The sequence below is a fragment of the Pseudomonas sp. OV546 genome (assembly GCF_900116845.1).
Taxonomy (GTDB): domain Bacteria; phylum Pseudomonadota; class Gammaproteobacteria; order Pseudomonadales; family Pseudomonadaceae; genus Aquipseudomonas; species Aquipseudomonas petroselini.
In genome coordinates, this window is the sequence record NZ_FPCE01000001.1 from 30715 (window position 1) to 47543 (window position 16829).

Consider the following 16829-nt stretch of genomic DNA (forward strand, 5'->3'; position numbering starts at 1 on the left):
CGGGTGGGGTGGGGTCTGGAGGGCGGGGAAGGGGGATGCGACGGATGGCCGCGGTTTGAAATAGTTATCCAGCCACAGGGTGGATTAGGCGTGACGTTGAACAGGTGTGTTGTGCCTGTTTTAGGGCCAACACCTTTTCGCTACTAAACGAGAGCGTTGCGGCTGTACGCAGGTGAGTAGACCGGGGAAACACACAAAGCCGGCGCGCCCGAGGGCGCCCTGCGCAGAGCCACCATCAAGCACAGACAAGAGCATCTGATCGATGAGGCTTATGCCTCGCCAAGGCTCGACACCCCCCCACAGGGGAGCGGCGTTGTTTGTGGGCGTTGTGGTCGCGAAAAGAATGTCCCTTCTTACTCAGGCTTTTTATAGGCCTTGTACTCGTTCTGCAGCACGATATGGTCCGCGACGTATTTTGCATCGTGCCACACCCCGTAGATAAACGATGACGCGCGGTTGACCAGGTTCGGCAGCCCCAAAAAGTAGATGCCGCTTTCCGCCGAAATCCCGCGCTTGTGGAACGGCTCGCCTTTCTCGTCAAACGCATCCACTTTCAACCAGCTGAAATCGAATCTGAAACCGGTGGCCCACAGGAGGGTGGTCACGCCGGCCTCAGCCAGATCCAGGCTGAGGATCGGATTCACCAGGCACTCCGGGTCAGGCAATAATTCCCAGGCTTGCGGCTCCAGGGGAAACGGCAATCCGTTCGCCTCGATGTAGGCATCCGCATCGCGCAGTACATCAAAGTAAGCGCGGTCGCCTTCGGCCACGTTCTCGGCCAAGCCCGGTTGGAAGGTCATGACACCGTCCTGCCAATTCTGGGTGACGCCCACCAACTGAATCCCTTGGTGCGCGAGTCGGCGGAAGTCGACGGTCTTGCCACCTTCATAACCACTCACCGCAAATGCCACGTGCTTTTTCTTCGGCTGGATTTTGACTTCGTCCCACAGGCCCAGCGCACCCAACCACCAGCAGTAGTCGCGGCTGCGGTAGGCGCGGGGCGGACGGTAGTGCTCGCCGACCGAAAGGTACACGGTCTTACCGGCCTTTTGCAGTTCTTCGGCGATCTGCGAGCCGGAGGCGCCGGCGCCGACCACCAGTACGGCGCCTTCGGGCAGTTGGCCGGGGTTCTTGTAGGCAGAGGAATGCAGTTGATGAATTTTCGCGCTGGCGGGGACGATATTCGGGATGGACGGGCGCTGGAACGGGCCGGTGGCGGCAACGACGTTGGTGGCTTCGATCACGCCGGCCGAGGTGGTGACCTTGAAGCCGGGTCGACCAACATGGCGCTCCACCGACTGTACTTCCACACCCGTGCGTACCGGGGCCTGCAATTGGTGCACATAGGCTTCAAAGTAATCCGCCATGCGCTCTTTGGGGGGGAAGGCCTCGGGTGAAATACCTTCGAATGTGAGACCGGGGAAGCGGTCGTGCCAGGCCGGGCCGTTGGCGACGAGGGAGTCCCAGCGTTCCGAGCGCCAGCGTTCGGCGATGCGGTGGCGCTCCAGCACGATGTGGGGCACGCCCATCAGGGACAGGTGTTCGCTCATGGCGACGCCAGCCTGGCCTGCGCCGACGACCAAGGTGTTGATGGTTTCTACTGACATGGGCGGTTCCTGGAAAGTAAGGGGTTTGTCTGCAACACCGATTTCAACCGAAGGCGCCGGCAAGCCAGCTCCCACACTTGAAGTGTTGTGGTTTCAAGATGTCAGCAACGCAGCTAGGGCAGTCAGTGCCAGTTCATAGCCCAGCGCGCCTAGCCCAGCGATCACGCCGGTGGCGGCTTTGGACACGTAGGAGTGATGCCGGAAGCTCTCGCGCTTCCAGATATTGCTCATGTGCGCTTCGATGATCGGGCCGTCGAACGCCAGCAGCGCGTCGAGTATCGGCACGCTGCTGTAGCTCAGCCCGGCCGCATTGATCACGATGGCGTCGGCGTTCAGGCGTGCTTCCTGGATCCAGTCCACCAACACGCCTTCGTGGTTGCTCTGGCGAAAGTCCAGGGTCAGGCCCAGCGCGGCGGCATGGCGTTGGCAACGGGCTTCGATGCTGGCGAAACTTTCGCTGCCGTAGGTGCCGTTTTTGTCCAGCCCGTAAAGGTTGGCGTTGGGCCCGTTGAGGAAAAACACGCGGTGGGTCATGAAGGGCTCCAGGTTATTCGGCGACGGTCAGCACGACTTTGCCGATATTGGCATTGGCTTCCAGCAGGCGGTGCGCGTCGGCGGCCTGAGCCAGTGGCAACTGGGCGTGGACCTGCGGGCGTACCAAACCGGAGGCCAGCCAGGGCAGCAAACGCGAACGGATGCACACGGCCAAGCGGGCTTTTTCGGCATGGCTTTTGGGGCGCAGGGTGGAGGAGGTGAGGCTGAGGTTTTTGCGCATCAGCACTTGCAAGTCCAACTCGATGCGCGCGCCTTGCAGGAACGACAGGCTCACGTGCCGACCGCCCATGGCCATGGCGGCGAGGTTGCGCGCCACGTAAGGACCGCCGACGTTATCCAGCACCACGTCGACGCCGCGGCCTTCGGTGCAGTCGTTCACTGCGTCGACGAAGTCTTCAGCATGGCGATCGACCGCACGCCACACGCCGAGCGCTTGCAGCATCGCGACTTTCTGCGGGCCGCCTGCGGTGGCAATCACCCGCGCACCGGCGGCGTGCGCACACTGCACGGCAAAGCTGCCGACACCACTCGCGGCACCGTGGATCAGCGCCGTGTCGCCACTGCGCAAACGGCCCAGTTCAAACAGGTTATGCCACACGGCAAACGCCGCTTCCGGCACCCCAGCGGCATCGTGCAGTGACAAGCCCGCAGGCACCGGCAAGCAATGCGCCGCCTGCGCCACGCAGTACTCGGCATAGCCGCCGCCACTGAGCAAGGCCATCACGCGATCGCCGATGGCGAACTCATCCACACCCGTGCCTACCGCGACGACAATGCCCGCTGCTTCCAGGCCCAGCACATCGGTGACCCCTGAGGGGATGGGCGAGCCGTTGCGTTGCATCAGGTCCGGGCGATTGACCCCGGCCGCCGTTACACGAATCAGCACTTCACCGGCGTGTAATTCCGGGACGGGGCGCTCTACCACCTGCAGCACTTCTGGGCCGCCAGGCTCGCGGGCGATCACCGCTTTCATACGGTCCAGTCGTCCGGTACCACGGCGATTACATCAATCTCCATCAACCATTCAGGTTGCCCCAGGCCGGAGATCACCAGCCCGGTTGAGATGGGGAACACGCCCTTCAGCCATTTGCCCACCTCCTGGTACACCGGCTCGCGGTAGCGGGGGTCGATCAAGTAGGTGGTGGTCTTGACGATATGCGACAGGTCCGAGCCCGCCTCTTCAAGCAGTTGCTTGACGTTTTTCATCGCCTGCTCAGCCTGGGCACGCGGGTCGCCAAGGCCGACCAGGTTGCCGTCGAAGTCAGTGCCGATCTGACCGCGAACGTAAATGGTGTTGCCGGCGCGCACGGCCTGGCACAGGTCGTTGTCCAGCGCCTGGTTGGGGTAGGTCTGCTGGGTGTTGAACATGCGGATACGGGTGTGGGTAGGCATGACGGTAACTCGTGGAAAGCGGGATGAGTCCAGCTTCACACCGCCCCGGTTCCGGCGAAACCAGCATTTGCGCGGGGTAGTGCTTAGGAAAAACCGAAGCCCTTGCAGGTCATCGGTTGGCGCCTGACCCGGCACGAACCCTGCAACGTGACCCACACAGTCATTGTTGAGGGGCAGGCGTAATGCTCAGTCGTATTACTCAGCGTCAACTGGAGTATTTCGTTGCGTCAGGAGAGGCGGGCAGCATCAGTGCGGCCGCCGAGCGCATCCACGTGTCGTCGCCGTCGATCTCGGCAGCGATCACGCATATGGAGGCAGAGCTGGGTATCCAGCTGTTTATCCGCCACCACGCCCAAGGCATTTCCCTCACGGCGGTAGGGCGCCTGGTGATGCAGGAGGCCAAGCTGATCCTGGAACAGATGACCAACCTCTACACCATTGCGTCGGAGTCATTGAACACCGTGCGTGGGCCGTTGCGCGTGGGGTGCCTGGAGTCGCTGGCGCCGATGATCACGCCTGAGCTGGTGTTCGGTTTCGGCCGTGCGTTTCCCGGCGTGCGGCTGACGCAAGCCGAAGGCAACCACGAGGAGTTGCTGGAAAAATTGCGCAGCGGTGAGCTGGACATCGCCCTGACCTACGACCTGGTGACCAGCCCGGACATCGACTTCCAACCCCTGGCGCAGTTGCCACCCTATGTCATGGTCGGCGAATACCACCCATTGGCGAGCTTGCCGGCGGTGAGCATGCAAGACCTTGAGGCCTACCCGGTGGTGCTGCTCGACACGCCGTGGAGCCGTGACTATTTCCTCAGTCTGTTCATCCAGTCGGGCACTACGCCGAACATCATCATGCGCTCTACCAACCTCGAAACGGTGCGCGCCATGGTGGGTAATGGGATCGGCTATTCCTTCGCGAATGCGCGGCCCAAATCGAACATGTCCCAGGACGGCAAACGCGTGATTCGCCTGCGCCTGGCGGGCGCGCACCGGCCGATGCGCCTGGGCTACGCCACGGCCAGCAATACCCAGTTGTCGCGCGTGGTGTCGGCGTTTGCCGAGCGGTGCCGCATGTTTGTGTCTGACCAATACATCCCCGGCATGGCACCGCCGAGCTTTTTTGACCCGCATGCGGTGCGCGATTGCAGGAGCGAGCTTGTTCGCGAAGGTCGTTAACGATCACGCGGTAACCCGGTTTTGCACCGAAATGCGGCGCCCGACGCGCCGTGAATTCCGGCGTGCACCCTTTTGAGCTGCATAGGTTCTGCCTACCCAGTGCCCCGGCTTTTACGAATTGACCCCAAGTGCCTCCCCCCACGACTCTGAACCCATCGATGTAGATCAACTTCTCAGGGCACGGCGACGATGACATTCGACTGGAATTACATGTTTGGTTTGCTGGCCGATGCCGAGTTCTGGCGCGCGACGTGGACGGTGATCAAGCTCAGTACCCTGACCTGGGTCCTGAGTATTGGCCTGGGTTTTCTGTTGGCGCTGGCCAAGCAATCCAAGCATGGCCTGCTCAGCGTGCCGGCCCGTGGCTACATCTGGCTGTTCCGCAGCCTGCCACTGCTGGTGCTGCTGATCTTTATCTACAACCTGCCCCAGGCGCTGCCCGGCACGTCGGCGGTGCTGGCCGACCCGTTCTGGTCCGGCCTGCTGGCCCTGGTCATCTGCGAGACTGCCTACGTGGCCGAGATCCATCGCGGTGGGCTGCTCTCGATTCCCAAGGGGCAGGGTGAGGCGGCGCGTGCGCTGGGCCTGAAGTTCTTCGGCACTCAATGGCGCGTGGTGATTCCCCAGGCGCTGCGGGTGGCGTTGCCGTCACTGGCCAACGAATACATTTCCATCGTCAAGCTCACCTCGCTGGTGTCGGTGATCTCCCTGACCGAGATCCTGATGGTCGGCCAGCGCCTGTATTCGCAGAACTTCCTGGTGATCGAAACCATGGCGGCGGTGGCGTTCTTCTACGTGTTTATCGTCACGGTGTTCGACTTCCTGCTCAAGCGCCTGGAGCGCTTTCTCGACGTCAACCAGCGCAACGTTTCCCGCGTTCCCGACGCGGCGGTACTGGCCCTCGCGACCCAACGGCGCACGGCCTTGGCGCGCCCGGCCACCAACGGCGAGCCCGCGCTGCAAGCCGCACGGCTGCACAAGGCCTACAACGACATCGAGGTGCTGGGCTCGGTCAACCTGCAGATCCAACCCGGTGAAGTGGTGTCGGTGATCGGCCCGTCGGGCTCGGGCAAGACCACGCTGATCCGCCTGCTCAATGGCCTTGAGCAATTGGACAACGGCGAGATCCGGATCAACGGCCAGCCGTTCATTCACTTGAATAAAGTCGGCGCGCAGAAACCCCAGTACATCGAGCACGCCGAACATCGCCTGAACATCGGCATGGTGTTCCAGAGCTTCAACCTGTTCCCGCATTTGAGCGTGCTCGACAACCTGCTGATGGCGCCGAAATACCATCGCCTGGGAGCGACCTCCGACCTCAAGCAACAGGCTTACGCGCTGCTGCACAAGGTCGGCATGCTCGACCACGCCTGGAAGTACCCGCACCAGCTGTCCGGCGGCCAACAGCAACGTGTGGCCATCGCCCGGGCCCTGATGATGCGCCCGCAGATCATGCTGTTCGACGAGCCCACCTCGGCCTTGGACCCGGAGAAAGTCAACGAAGTGCTGCAGGTGATCGAGGCCCTGGCCGAGGAGGGCATCACCATGGTGATCGTCACCCACGAGATGAACTTCGCCTTCAAGGTTTCCGACCGCATCGTGTTCATGGAGAAGGGCCGCGTGGTCTGCGAGGACACGCCGGGCGCCCTGCGCAGCGGCCACAATCCACGCGTGGAGGCGTTCCTCAAGGACGTCTCGCTGGCGTGATCTCTTTAACGTTCAGGACACACTAAAATGATTGAGCAAGCGCAAATCGAACAATTCCAGCGTGACGGATTCCTGGTGGTAGAAGGCGTGCTGTCGGTGGACGAAGTGGCCGCGCTGCAGCACGACTTCGACCAGTGGGTAGAAGAAAGCCGCAGCCATGACCGGGGTTGGGGCGCCACCGTGGATGGCCGCGAGCGCTTTGACCTGGAGGGTGATCACCGCGCCGATCACCCATCGCTGCGCCGGGTCAGTTCGCCCACCGAGATTTCCCCGGCGTATGAACGCGTGGCGTTGCACTCACGGATGGCAGCGATTTCAGCGCAGTTGATCGGCGCCAAGGGCACGCGTTTTCACCACAGCAAGATCAACTCCAAACTGCCCCATACCGCGACCCAGGTGAAGTGGCACCAGGACTTCCTGTTCACGCCCCACAGCAACGATGACATCGTCACCGCCTTGCTGATGGTCAGCGAAGTCACACCGGAAAACGGCCCTTTGAACGTGATCCCCGGCAGTCACAAAGGCCCGCTGTGGTCGCACTGGCAGCACCAGCGCTTCACCGGCGCGGTGGACGATGCGGTGGTTGAGGAGCACTGCCAGCAACCGGTGGCCTGCTATGGCCCGGCCGGCTCCGTGTGCTTCATGCACACCCGTCTTCTGCATGCTTCCAGCCCCAACGAGACCGAACTGCCGCGCACCCTCTTCATCAGCGTGTACGCCGCTGAAGACGCGCTGCCATTCGGCGAAAACCCGTTGCCCAGCACACATGCCGGCCTGCTGGTGGCCGGTGAAGAAAGCGGCTTGGTGCGCTCCACCGACAACCACATGCGCTTGCCGCAGAAGCCCCGTGGCGCCTCGTTCTTCGTGCAACAGGCAGGACAAGATTCAGCCACTGCCTAACCCAATTCCTTGCTACCCAAACCCCTCGCAGGTAATCACCATGACAGCGTTTCGTAAAAGTGTTCGTCCCCTTGCCGTGTGCCTGCTGGGCGCAGCGGTTGCAATGACTTCGTTGGCGGCTTCGGCGTTCCAGCAGGATGGCAAGATCATCGCCGGGTCCGATGTGACGTTTTTTCCCTATGAGTATATGGATAACAACAAGCCCGCAGGCTTTGACATCGAGTTCATGGACGGCCTGGGCAAGGTCATGGGCCGCAAGGTCGAGACCCTCGACACACGCTTCCCCAACCTGATCACCGGCCTGCAGGCCGGGCGTTTCGATGTGACCAACTCGTCGATGTACATCACCGCCGAGCGGGTCAAGGTCATCGACATGATCCCTTATCTGAAAAGCGGCGAGTCGATCCTGACCCTCAAGGACAGCACCTTCCAGCCCAAGACCCCGGAAGAGTTCTGCGGCCACAAGATCGGCTCCATGGGCGCCACCTCGTGGCTGGCGCAGATGAACAAGCTGTCGGCGGAGTACTGCGTGGCCAAGGGCTTGAAGCCGATCCAGATCAGCGAATACAGCACTGACCCGCAAACCACCCAGGCCCTGTTGGCCCTCGCGGTTGAAGCGCAGATCACCGACGCCGCCGTGGCCCGGGGCGTGATCGACAAACTCGGCAACCGCGTGGTGATCTCGTCCGACACGCTGATCTACCCGGTGCTCAATGGCTTCGGTGTGAAGAAGGGCAATGACACGGTGAAGAAGGCCTTGCTCGATGGCCTGGAAAAATACCGCGCCACGCCGGAGTACGCCGCCTTGCTCAAGAAGTACAACTTCGAAGCACCTACCGATGCGGACATCGCAGCACTGATGCCGAAGTAAACCTACAAGCGCGTGCCGCATTCGCGTGCGGCCGCGCCCTGCGGAGATCGATTCATGGCGTTATCCCACGAAGAACAGACGCGCATCGACCTGGCGGCGACCTTTCGCATCATTGCGCACCTGGGCATGCATGAAGCGGTGGCCAACCACTTCAGCGCCGCTGTGTCGGCCGACGGTAAGCAGTTTTTGCTCAACCCGAAGTGGAAGCACTTCTCGCGTATCCGCGCCAGTGACCTGTTGCTGCTGAACGCGGACGACACGTCCTGTGCCGATCACCCCAACGTGGACGCCACCGCCTGGTCGATCCACGGGCAGATTCACCGGCTGCTGCCGCACACCCGTGCGGTGCTGCACTTGCACCCGGTTTACACCACGGCGGTGGCGTGCCTGGCGACGCCGCACATCCCGCCGATTGACCAGAACACCGCGCGGTATTTCAACCGCGTGGCGGTGGACGAGTTGTACGGCGGCATGGCTGACACCGAGGCTGAAGGCGCGCGCCTGGCCGGGCTGCTCGACGGCAAGAGTCGCCTGCTGATGGGCAACCACGGCGTGATGGTGACGGCGGGGTCCATCGGCGAGGCATTTGACGATATCTGGACCTTGGAACGCGCCTGCCAGATTCTTGTGACGGCCTGGTCGACCGGGCAGCCGTTGCGGGTGTTGTCCGATGACGTGGCGGAGAAAACCGCGCGGGGTTGGGAAGGCATTGCCGATTTTTCCCGCCAGCATTTTGAAGAAATGAAGCAGTTGATGATCGACGCTGACCCTTCAGTGCTCGACTGAGGAAACCCCATGACATTTTCCGTTGTCGCCCGCTGCGCCGAGACGGGCCAGTTGGGTATCGCCATCAGCTCATCGAGCATAGCGGTGGGCGCGCGTTGCCCATGGCTACGGCCTGGCGTGGGCGCGGTGGCGTCGCAGAACATCACCTTGCCGAGCCTGGGGCCGCAGGTGCTGGACGTGCTGGAGCAGGGCCTGACGCCGAGTGAGGCGCTGGCCACCCTGATCGAGCAGGATCACAGCCAATACCGTCAGGTGACGGTAATTGATAGCCAGGGCCGCACCGCGCATTTCAGTGGTGCGCAGACCCTGGGTATTCACAACGCGGTGAGTGGTGAGCAATGCGTGGCGGCCGGGAACATGTTGGCCAATCCCGGCGTGATCAATGCCATGGTGGCGGCGTTTGAAACGGCCTCGGGGCACTTCGCCGACCGCCTGCTGGCCGCGATGCATGCCGGCGTGGCCGGCGGTGGCGAAGCCGGGCCGGTGCATTCGGCGGCGCTGGTCATCGTCGATGACCTGTTGTGGCCGGTCGTCAACCTGCGCGTAGACTGGGCCGACGTCGACCCCATCAGCGCGCTTGATCAGCTCTGGCAGGCCTATCGCGGGCAATTGCAGGACTACATCGACCGCGCCATCAACCCACAGATCGCACCGGGCTACGCTGTGCCGGGAGATGACCGATGAACACGAGCCGCGACCTGCTGGCGCAGTTGGTGCGCTTCGACACCACCAGCCGCGAGTCCAACCTGGCCTTGATCGACTTCGTGCGCACGTACCTGCAGGACCACGGCGTGGCCTGTGAGCTGGTGTACAACGAACACAAGAGCAAGGCCAACCTGTTGGCGACCCTAGGCCCGGCGGATGTGCCCGGCATTGTGTTGTCCGGGCATACCGACGTGGTGCCGGTGGACGGTCAACGCTGGAGCGTGGCGCCGTTTGAATTGACCGAGAAGGACGGCAAGCTGCATGGCCGTGGCACGGCGGACATGAAGGGCTATATCGCCTGTGTGCTGGCGTGCGTGCCGGCCCTGGTAAAGGCGCCTTTGCGCATGCCGGTGCATATCGCGCTGTCTTACGATGAGGAAGTCGGCTGCCTGGGCGTACGTTCGCTGATCGAGCGGTTTCATGGGCAAGCGGTCAAGCCGCTGTTGTGTGTGATCGGCGAACCCACCGAACTCAAGCCGGTGCTGGGCCATAAAGGCAAGCTGGCGATGCGTTGTCATGTGCATGGCGCGGCGTGCCACTCGGCGTATGCGCCGTCGGGCGTAAATGCCATCGAATACGCCGCGCGCTTGATCAGCGAACTGGTGCGTCTGGGCGAAACGCTCAAGGCACCCGAGCATCTGGATGCGCGATTTGATCCGGCATTTTCCACGGTGCAGACCGGCCTGATCAACGGCGGCAAGGCGCTGAATATCGTCCCGCAGGAATGCACGTTCGACTTTGAAGTGCGCTCGCTGCCGGCCCAGGATCCTTGGCAGGTGGTGCAGCAGTTACAGGGTTACGCTGAACACACGTTGTTGCCGGCGATGCGGGCGGTGAGCGGGCAATCGGCGATCAGCATCAGCGAACTGTCGAGTTACCCGGGCCTGGCCACGTCGCTGGAAAGCCAGGCGGCCGAGTGGGTTGCGCAGTTCTGCGGCTCGCGGGAATTTGGCACGGTGGCCTTTGGTACGGAAGGCGGTCTGTTCGACGAGGCCGGCATTCCCACGGTGGTGTGCGGCCCCGGCAGTATGGAGCAGGGGCACAAACCGGATGAGTTCATCAGCATGGAACAGCTGCAGGCGTGTGACCGGATGTTGGCGCGGGTGGTGGCGTTTGTGAGCCGGTAAGTCATGCGCCGATCAGCATTGTGGTGTGTCATTCAGCCGTCAGGGTTTTGCCACACCCACCCGCCACTGCGCCGGCGGCAAAATCCCGTTCACCAGGTAATTCCCCACAATCCGCGACTTGTATACGCGCGGGTTGTGGTTCGCCAGGGTGCGCGCATTGCGCCACAGCCGGTCCAGCGCTTTGTCGCTGGCGGTGGCACTGGCACCCAGTGCATCGAACAGCGCCGTGGTTGCCGCAAGCGTTGCGTCGACCACCGGGTTGACCGCCAGGCACACTTCCAGCTCCGCCAAGGCCACCTGGGGGTCGTCATCCTGCAGCGGTTGGTCGTGGGCAATCACATACTGCGCGGTGTGCTCCAGGCGTTGCGCCGCTTGTTGGGTGATGGCTTGCGCGGCATAGGCTTGGCTGGCGACTTCGCCGATCACTTGCAGCAGCTGCACGTCGTGGCCTGCGGTGTCGGCGTTGCCGGTGGTGAAGGTGCGGGCGCGTTTGCTGAGTTCTTCGGCACCACTGAGCGCGGCACGCCGAGCGATGCCGGCGAGGGTGCTGAGGTGGTAGAGCTGGAAGAATGATTGCCCATGGCCAAAGCGCTGGTGGGTGAGGCGCACATCGTTGTCCACCACCGGTGCGTTGTCGAAGATGCAGGTGCCGCTGGCGGTGAGGCGTTGGCCGAAGCCGTTCCAGTCATCGATGATCTGCACGCCGGGGGCCTTGAGGTCGACGACCACGCTGTAGACCGTGCCGTCTTCGCCAGTGGCGATGGTGTTGATCAGGTCGCTGTAGAGCGCGCCGGTGGTGTAGAACTTTTTGCCGCTGATACGCAGCGCACCGGCGTCGTCACGGTGCAGGCGGGTGTCGAAATCGCCACGGGCCTGGCTGCCGACTTCGGTGCTGCCCGGCGACAGCAGGGCGCCCTGGCCGAGCCGGTCCAGCCATTTAGCGCGCCAGTCACGGTCCTTGGCGCTGAGCACGTCTTCGCAAAAACCAAAGTGGCCACGCAGGGCCTGAGTGATGTTGGAATCAGCGGCGGATAACTCGGTGAGCAACGTGAGCAGCTCGACCAGCGTGGCGTCCTGGCCGCCATAGCTGGCCGGCAGACGCCAACGCGGCAAGCCCAGGGCGTTCAGTTGCTGGATCACCGTGGCGAGGCTGGCGTGTGTTTGATCCGCCTCGGCGGCCTGCGCGAGGATGTGCGCAAACAGCGGCCGAAACGGCGCGGCCAGGTGTTCGTAGCGGGCAGTGGGCGGCGTGCCCCAGATATTCAAAGCGGGAGTCGGCATGCAATGGACCTTGCAGAAAGTGGTTCAGGTGCTGGGGTCCAGTGGTCTGGTGACGTCACCCTAACTCAGGGGCGGCCAAGTTTTTAATACGAAAAGCAGCTAGCGACCTGTACGACGGTTCTATCGATAGTGCGCAACAGTATTAAACCTCGCCCTCTTATTGCGATAGCTTCTACGCTGAACGACCAGACTGCATGCCCACAGATGGTTGAAACAGCCATCTAACCGTGTGGGAATTTTTATGATCAACCGCCGAACACTGCTTTCTTTGCTGGGCCTTGCTTCCCTGACCCTGCAGGGCCCTTCCGCCTGGGCAGCGGAGCCGCTGACCCTGACGGTGGGCGACCAGTTCTTCTCCAACCGCATCGTGCTGGAGCTGTCCGGCGAGCTGAAAGACCTGCCGTACACCATCGATTTCAAGCGTTTCAACACCGGCTCCCCCGTGGCCTCGGCGGTGGCCAGCGGCGCGCTGGACGTGGGCATCGTCGGCGATACCCCGGTGATCAGCCTGGCCGCGAATGGCGCGCCGGTGAAGGTGGTCGCCAGTACCCAGACCAGCCTCGACGGCGTCGGCATTGTGGCACGCAAGGGCATTCATTCAGTGGCCGACCTCAAGGGCAAGACCGTCGCCATCTGGAACGGTTCGTGGAGCCAACAGTTGGCGTACAAGGCGTTGGATGAGGCCGGTGTGCCGCGCAGCAGCGTCCACTTCAAGTACCTGCTGCCGGCCGAGGCGAGCCTGGCGTTGACCCAAGGCGACATCGACGCCTTCGGCACCTGGGAACCCTACGTGTCGTTGCAGGAAAAAGAAGGCAGCAGCCTGATCCGCAACGCCAAAGGCTTGATGAGCGCGCCCACCTACATCGTGGCGTACGAGCCGGCCCTGGCGCAGAAAAGCGCGATCATCAAAGACTTTGTTGCCCGCCTTACCCGCGCTCGGGAGTGGAGCAACACGCACATCGATGAGTACGCCGAAGCCTGGTCCAAGGCCAACCAGTCGGCACCGGAAATCGCCAAGGTGTGGTTCAAGCGCGATGCGATCAAGGTGCTCCCGATCTCGCCGACGATTGTCAGCGAGGCCCAGGCCACGGCGGATTTCCTGGTAGATGCCCAGATGCTGAAGCAGCGGTATGACGTGGCGCCGTTGTTTGATCGGGTGCTGAACTAGGATTTTTCTTCCGGGGCTCATCGGAAACAAAAAATCACTGGCATCGACAGGGAGTAGCCATCAGGCTACAAGTGATTCTGTGAGTGATTTGATTGGCAGGACGCCTGAGTTTGATACAGGGCTCGACGGTTTGAGGGGGGGATAAAACCGACCAGAAGCGAGGAATCAAGCGCGCAAAAGAGATTCTTGATGCCCTGAGAGGTAGATGACATGAACGAGTCGAAATTCAAACCCGAGGACATGCCGATCCTCGATCTTGATACGTCCGGTACCAGCGTTTATGAAGCGTCGCGCTTCCTCGATAGCCCGGAAAGCATCAGTGCGTATCTTGCGCAAAGCATGATGGCCCAAGATCCGCAGGTACTCATGAAGGCGCTTGCCGAGGTCGCCAAAGCGCAAGGCGTGAACAACGTTGCCGAGGCGGCAGGCGTTAGGGGTTGAGCTGACCGTACAGCCCATCAAACGACCACAATCGGCAAAATAACCAAGGTCAACTGTGGGAGCTCGACAGCTCCCACATTGACCTAAGTTGCCTTAGGGAATTACCGCACGAGGCACGGCTGCTTGTTGTTGAAGCGCCATCCCGGAATCAGGAACTGCATCGCCACGCTGTCATCCCGCGCGCCGAGGCCCATGCCTTTGTATACCTCGTGGGCCTTGGCCACCGCGTCCATGTCGATCTCCACACCCAGGCCTGGCTTGCTCGGCACTTTCACGTAGCCGCCTTCGATTTTCAGCGGTGCCTTGGTCAGGCGTTGGCCGTCCTGCCAGATCCAATGGGTGTCGATGGCGGTGATGTCGCCGGGGGCAGCGGCGGCGACCTGGGTGAACATCGCCAGGGAAATATCAAAGTGGTTGTTGGAGTGCGAGCCCCAGGTGAGGCCCCAGTCGTTGCACATCTGCGCCACGCGCACCGAGCCCTGCAGGGTCCAGAAGTGTGGGTCGGCGAGGGGGATGTCCACCGATTGCAACTGGATCGCATGGCCCATTTCGCGCCAGTCGGTGGCAATCATATTGGTGGCGGTCTTGAGGCCGGTGGCGCGACGGAATTCGGCCATGACCTCGCGGCCCGAGTAGCCGTTTTCGGCACCACAGGGGTCTTCGGCGTAGGCGAGTACGTGGTGCTGGTCGCGGCACAGGCGGATGGCTTCTTTCAATGACCAGGCGCCATTCGGGTCGAGGGTGATGCGTGCGTCGGGGAAACGTTCGGCCAGGGCGGTGACGGCTTCGATTTCGGCATCGCCACTGAGCACGCCGCCCTTGAGCTTGAAGTCATTGAAGCCGTACTTGGCTTGGGCGGCTTCGGCCAGGCGCACCACGGCGTCGCTGGTCAGGGCCTTTTCGTGACGCAGGCGGAACCATTCATCGTCGCTGTCGGCTTCGTTGCGGTAGGCCAGGTCGGTCGCGTTGCGGTCGCCGACATAGAACAGGTAGCCGAGCATTTTCACCGCATCGCGCTGCTGCCCTTCACCGAGCAAGGCGGCTACGGGGACTTCGAGGAACTGACCCAGCAGGTCGAGCAGCGCGGCTTCCACGGCGGTGACGGCGTGGATGGTGATGCGCAGGTCGAAGGTTTGCAGGCCGCGGCCGGCCGCATCCCGTGAGGCAAAGGTGCTGCGCATCTGGTTGAGGACACGCTGGTACTGGCCGATTGGCTGGCCCACCACCAGGCTGCGGGCGTCTTCGAGCGTTTCGCGGATACGCTCGCCGCCGGGGACTTCACCCACGCCGGTATTACCGCTGCTGTCCTTGAGGATGACAATGTTGCGCGTGAAGTAGGGGCCATGGGCGCCGCTGAGGTTGAGCAGCATGCTGTCGTGGCCGGCGACGGGGATGACCTGGAAGTGAGTGACGACGGGAGTATTCATGGCAGGTTCCTAAAGGGGCTCAGAGAGGTTTGCTGATGGCGGCGCCTGTTGGTGCGCTGGGCGACGTCAACACGGCAGACGGCGACGTCTTGGCGAAGAACACCAGGATCGCGGCGAGCACCGAGGTGCCGGCCAGGCCGTAGAGGCCGCCCTGGATCGAACCGGTGGTCTGTTCGAGAAAGCCGAAGGTGGTCGGCGCGACGAAGCCGCCCAGGTTGCCGATGGAGTTGATCAGCGCGATCACCGCTGCGGCGATGCGCACATCCAGGTAGCCCTGGGGGATCGGCCAGAACAGCGACGATGCCGACTTGAAGCCAATGGCCGCAAAACAGATCGCCACAAAGGCAAACACCGGCCCACCGGTGGTGGACATGAACATGCCGGCCGCTGCAATCAACAGCGCTGCCGCCACCCAGGCCTGCTGGAACTTGAACTTGCCCGACAGCGAAGCGAAGGCGTACATGGCGATGATCGAGATCAGCCAAGGAATCGAGTTGAAAAAGCCGACCTGCACATCACTCAAGTCACCCATTTTCTTTATGATGCTCGGCAGCCAGAAGGTCGCCGCGTAAATCGTCAGTTGGATGCAAAAGTACAGGGCGCAAAACAGCAGGATCTGACGGTCCTTGAGCAGCTTGCCAATCGTCGGTTTGACGGTGGTGAGGGCTTCACGTTCGCGCTGTTCCTGGTCGATAGCGTTGACCAGTGCGTCCTGTTCTTCGCGGGTCATCCATTTGGCGTCGTGGGGCTTGGAGTCCAGCCAGAACCACACAAAGAAACCGATCACCACCGAGGCCAGGCCTTCAATGGCAAACATCCACTGCCAGCCGTGAAAGCCGAACCCTTCGATCTGCAACAGCACCCCCGACAGCGGGCCGGAAATCAGCGAGGCCACCGCAGAACCACTGAGGAAAATCGCGATGGCTTTACCGCGCTCCACGCCCGGCAGCCAGCGAGTGAAATAGTAGATCACCCCAGGGAAGAAACCGGCTTCGGCCACGCCCAACAGAAAACGCAGGATGTAGAAGTGGGTTTCGTTCTGGATGAACGCCATCATCGTCGCGACGATGCCCCAGGTGAACATGATGCGGGTCAGCCAGATACGTGCCCCGACCTTTTGCAGCAGCATGTTGGAGGGCACTTCGAAGAGGGCGTAGCCGATGAAGAACAACCCGGCGCCGAACCCATAGGCGGCGGCGCCGATGCCCAGGTCATGTTCCATGTGCGTGCGCACAAAGCCGATATTGACCCGGTCGATGTAGTTGAGGATGAACATGATCACGAACAGTGGGAGCACATGGCCCTTCACTTTGCTCACGGCGCGTGCGAGGACCGAATCACTTTCTGGTGCGGCAGATGCATGGCTTGAATTGTTCACAATTCAAAACTCCCCCTGATTATTTTTATGCGGGTTTGCGTGTTTTGTTGATAGACATCATACAAGTGGTTTTCTTTTTATCGCAATGCATGGGGGGTATTTTTGTTCTTATAAGGGGCCTGCCTGATTGTGTGTTCTGGTTATTTTCCAGTGTTTACGGGTTTTTTGCGCGTTTGGCGAAAGGGGAAGAGCATTTCTGAAATTATTACTAAATCGGCGGCTCAGATTGGTTGTCATACAAGTTTGGCGTATTTTTGATTTGCAGGACCTTGCCCGTCCAGGCGGTGTTAAGCTCCCCCCAGCCCAACCCCG

The 16829-nt window shown here is 61.8% G+C and carries 15 protein-coding genes and 2 pseudogenes; 10 read left to right on the plus strand and 7 right to left on the minus strand.

The features are described 5' to 3' along the window. Window positions 1–353 precede the first annotated feature (353 nt). The 4 genes from BM403_RS00135 to BM403_RS00150 form a co-directional block, all read right to left on the minus strand. Window positions 354–1607, minus strand: a complete 1254-nt coding sequence (locus tag BM403_RS00135; protein WP_093541104.1) for a flavin-containing monooxygenase — start codon at window positions 1605–1607, stop codon at window positions 354–356. Window positions 1608–1700: 93 nt separating this feature from the next. After that, window positions 1701–2141 (minus strand): type II 3-dehydroquinate dehydratase, encoded by a 441-nt coding sequence (locus tag BM403_RS00140; RefSeq protein ID WP_046036690.1) that lies wholly within the window; start codon window positions 2139–2141, stop codon window positions 1701–1703. A 13-nt stretch (window positions 2142–2154) separates the two neighbouring features. Next, window positions 2155–3135 carry an NAD(P)H-quinone oxidoreductase gene (locus BM403_RS00145; RefSeq protein WP_046036689.1) on the minus strand — a complete coding sequence of 327 codons (981 nt, stop codon included), beginning with the start codon at window positions 3133–3135 and terminating at the stop codon, window positions 2155–2157. Further along, window positions 3132–3554: a RidA family protein gene (locus tag BM403_RS00150; protein ID WP_015885049.1), complete on the minus strand. Its 423-nt coding sequence runs from the start codon at window positions 3552–3554 to the stop codon at window positions 3132–3134. Before BM403_RS00150 ends, BM403_RS00145 begins: the two co-directional genes overlap by 4 nt. 182 nt (window positions 3555–3736) lie before the next feature. On the opposite strand from BM403_RS00150, the gene BM403_RS00155 reads away from it, so the two are divergent. The 7 genes from BM403_RS00155 (at window position 3737) to argE (ending at window position 10822) form a co-directional block, all read left to right on the plus strand. After that, window positions 3737–4726: a LysR family transcriptional regulator gene (locus BM403_RS00155; RefSeq protein ID WP_015885048.1), complete on the plus strand. Its 990-nt coding sequence runs from the start codon at window positions 3737–3739 to the stop codon at window positions 4724–4726. Window positions 4727–4915: 189 nt separating this feature from the next. After that, a complete protein-coding gene (locus tag BM403_RS00160) occupies window positions 4916–6433 on the plus strand; it encodes an amino acid ABC transporter permease/ATP-binding protein (protein ID WP_015885047.1) in 1518 nt (505 codons plus the stop codon). 27 nt (window positions 6434–6460) lie between these two features. Next, on the plus strand, window positions 6461–7333 hold the full coding sequence (locus BM403_RS00165) for a phytanoyl-CoA dioxygenase family protein (protein WP_093541106.1): 873 nt from the start codon (window positions 6461–6463) through the stop codon (window positions 7331–7333). 40 nt (window positions 7334–7373) lie between these two features. Beyond that, window positions 7374–8204 carry an ABC transporter substrate-binding protein gene (locus BM403_RS00170; RefSeq protein ID WP_093541108.1) on the plus strand — a complete coding sequence of 277 codons (831 nt, stop codon included), beginning with the start codon at window positions 7374–7376 and terminating at the stop codon, window positions 8202–8204. Window positions 8205–8258: 54 nt separating this feature from the next. Further along, the gene (locus tag BM403_RS00175; RefSeq protein ID WP_015885044.1) at window positions 8259–8990 is read left to right on the plus strand and encodes a class II aldolase and adducin N-terminal domain-containing protein; all 732 of its coding nucleotides are present in this window, start codon (window positions 8259–8261) and stop codon (window positions 8988–8990) included. 9 nt (window positions 8991–8999) lie between these two features. Further along, the gene (locus BM403_RS00180) at window positions 9000–9674 is read left to right on the plus strand and encodes a DUF1028 domain-containing protein (RefSeq protein WP_093541110.1); all 675 of its coding nucleotides are present in this window, start codon (window positions 9000–9002) and stop codon (window positions 9672–9674) included. Continuing rightward, window positions 9671–10822 carry an acetylornithine deacetylase gene (gene argE, locus BM403_RS00185; protein ID WP_046036686.1) on the plus strand — a complete coding sequence of 384 codons (1152 nt, stop codon included), beginning with the start codon at window positions 9671–9673 and terminating at the stop codon, window positions 10820–10822. Before BM403_RS00180 ends, argE begins: the two co-directional genes overlap by 4 nt. A gap of 39 nt (window positions 10823–10861) precedes the next feature. Here argE and BM403_RS00190 read toward each other — a convergent pair whose 3' ends face one another. Beyond that, entirely contained in the window at window positions 10862–12103 is a 1242-nt protein-coding gene (locus BM403_RS00190; RefSeq protein ID WP_093541112.1) for an acyl-CoA dehydrogenase family protein, read from the minus strand. 241 nt (window positions 12104–12344) lie between these two features. On the opposite strand from BM403_RS00190, the gene BM403_RS00195 reads away from it, so the two are divergent. The 3 genes and pseudogenes from BM403_RS00195 to BM403_RS00200 all read left to right on the plus strand — a co-directional run. Then, entirely contained in the window at window positions 12345–13271 is a 927-nt protein-coding gene (locus BM403_RS00195) for an ABC transporter substrate-binding protein (RefSeq protein ID WP_093541114.1), read from the plus strand. Window positions 13272–13405: 134 nt separating this feature from the next. Beyond that, a pseudogene (locus tag BM403_RS32040) lies at window positions 13406–13480 on the plus strand (type II toxin-antitoxin system RelE/ParE family toxin); the annotation flags it as partial. 1 nt (window position 13481) lies between these two features. After that, window positions 13482–13703: pseudogene (locus BM403_RS00200) on the plus strand (DNA-binding protein); the annotation flags it as partial. 110 nt (window positions 13704–13813) lie between these two features. Here BM403_RS00200 and gudD read toward each other — a convergent pair. Together gudD and BM403_RS00210 are read right to left on the minus strand one after the other, a co-directional pair. Then, entirely contained in the window at window positions 13814–15139 is a 1326-nt protein-coding gene (gudD, locus tag BM403_RS00205) for a glucarate dehydratase (RefSeq protein ID WP_015885038.1), read from the minus strand. A gap of 19 nt (window positions 15140–15158) precedes the next feature. Then, window positions 15159–16517 carry an MFS transporter gene (locus tag BM403_RS00210; RefSeq protein WP_015885037.1) on the minus strand — a complete coding sequence of 453 codons (1359 nt, stop codon included), beginning with the start codon at window positions 16515–16517 and terminating at the stop codon, window positions 15159–15161. Window positions 16518–16829 lie beyond the last annotated feature (312 nt).

Bases quoted from the DNA above. Each gene is read 5' to 3' on its own strand.
- BM403_RS00135 (WP_093541104.1), bottom strand. From the start codon at position 1,607: ATGTCAGTAGAAACCATCAACACCTTGGTCGTCGGCGCAGGCCAGGCT.
- BM403_RS00140 (WP_046036690.1), bottom strand. From the start codon at position 2,141: ATGACCCACCGCGTGTTTTTCCTCAACGGGCCCAACGCCAACCTTTAC.
- BM403_RS00145 (WP_046036689.1), bottom strand. From the start codon at position 3,135: ATGAAAGCGGTGATCGCCCGCGAGCCTGGCGGCCCAGAAGTGCTGCAG.
- BM403_RS00150 (WP_015885049.1), bottom strand. From the start codon at position 3,554: ATGCCTACCCACACCCGTATCCGCATGTTCAACACCCAGCAGACCTAC.
- BM403_RS00155 (WP_015885048.1), top strand. From the start codon at position 3,737: ATGCTCAGTCGTATTACTCAGCGTCAACTGGAGTATTTCGTTGCGTCA.
- BM403_RS00160 (WP_015885047.1), top strand. From the start codon at position 4,916: ATGACATTCGACTGGAATTACATGTTTGGTTTGCTGGCCGATGCCGAG.
- BM403_RS00165 (WP_093541106.1), top strand. From the start codon at position 6,461: ATGATTGAGCAAGCGCAAATCGAACAATTCCAGCGTGACGGATTCCTG.
- BM403_RS00170 (WP_093541108.1), top strand. From the start codon at position 7,374: ATGACAGCGTTTCGTAAAAGTGTTCGTCCCCTTGCCGTGTGCCTGCTG.
- BM403_RS00175 (WP_015885044.1), top strand. From the start codon at position 8,259: ATGGCGTTATCCCACGAAGAACAGACGCGCATCGACCTGGCGGCGACC.
- BM403_RS00180 (WP_093541110.1), top strand. From the start codon at position 9,000: ATGACATTTTCCGTTGTCGCCCGCTGCGCCGAGACGGGCCAGTTGGGT.
- argE (WP_046036686.1), top strand. From the start codon at position 9,671: ATGAACACGAGCCGCGACCTGCTGGCGCAGTTGGTGCGCTTCGACACC.
- BM403_RS00190 (WP_093541112.1), bottom strand. From the start codon at position 12,103: ATGCCGACTCCCGCTTTGAATATCTGGGGCACGCCGCCCACTGCCCGC.
- BM403_RS00195 (WP_093541114.1), top strand. From the start codon at position 12,345: ATGATCAACCGCCGAACACTGCTTTCTTTGCTGGGCCTTGCTTCCCTG.
- gudD (WP_015885038.1), bottom strand. From the start codon at position 15,139: ATGAATACTCCCGTCGTCACTCACTTCCAGGTCATCCCCGTCGCCGGC.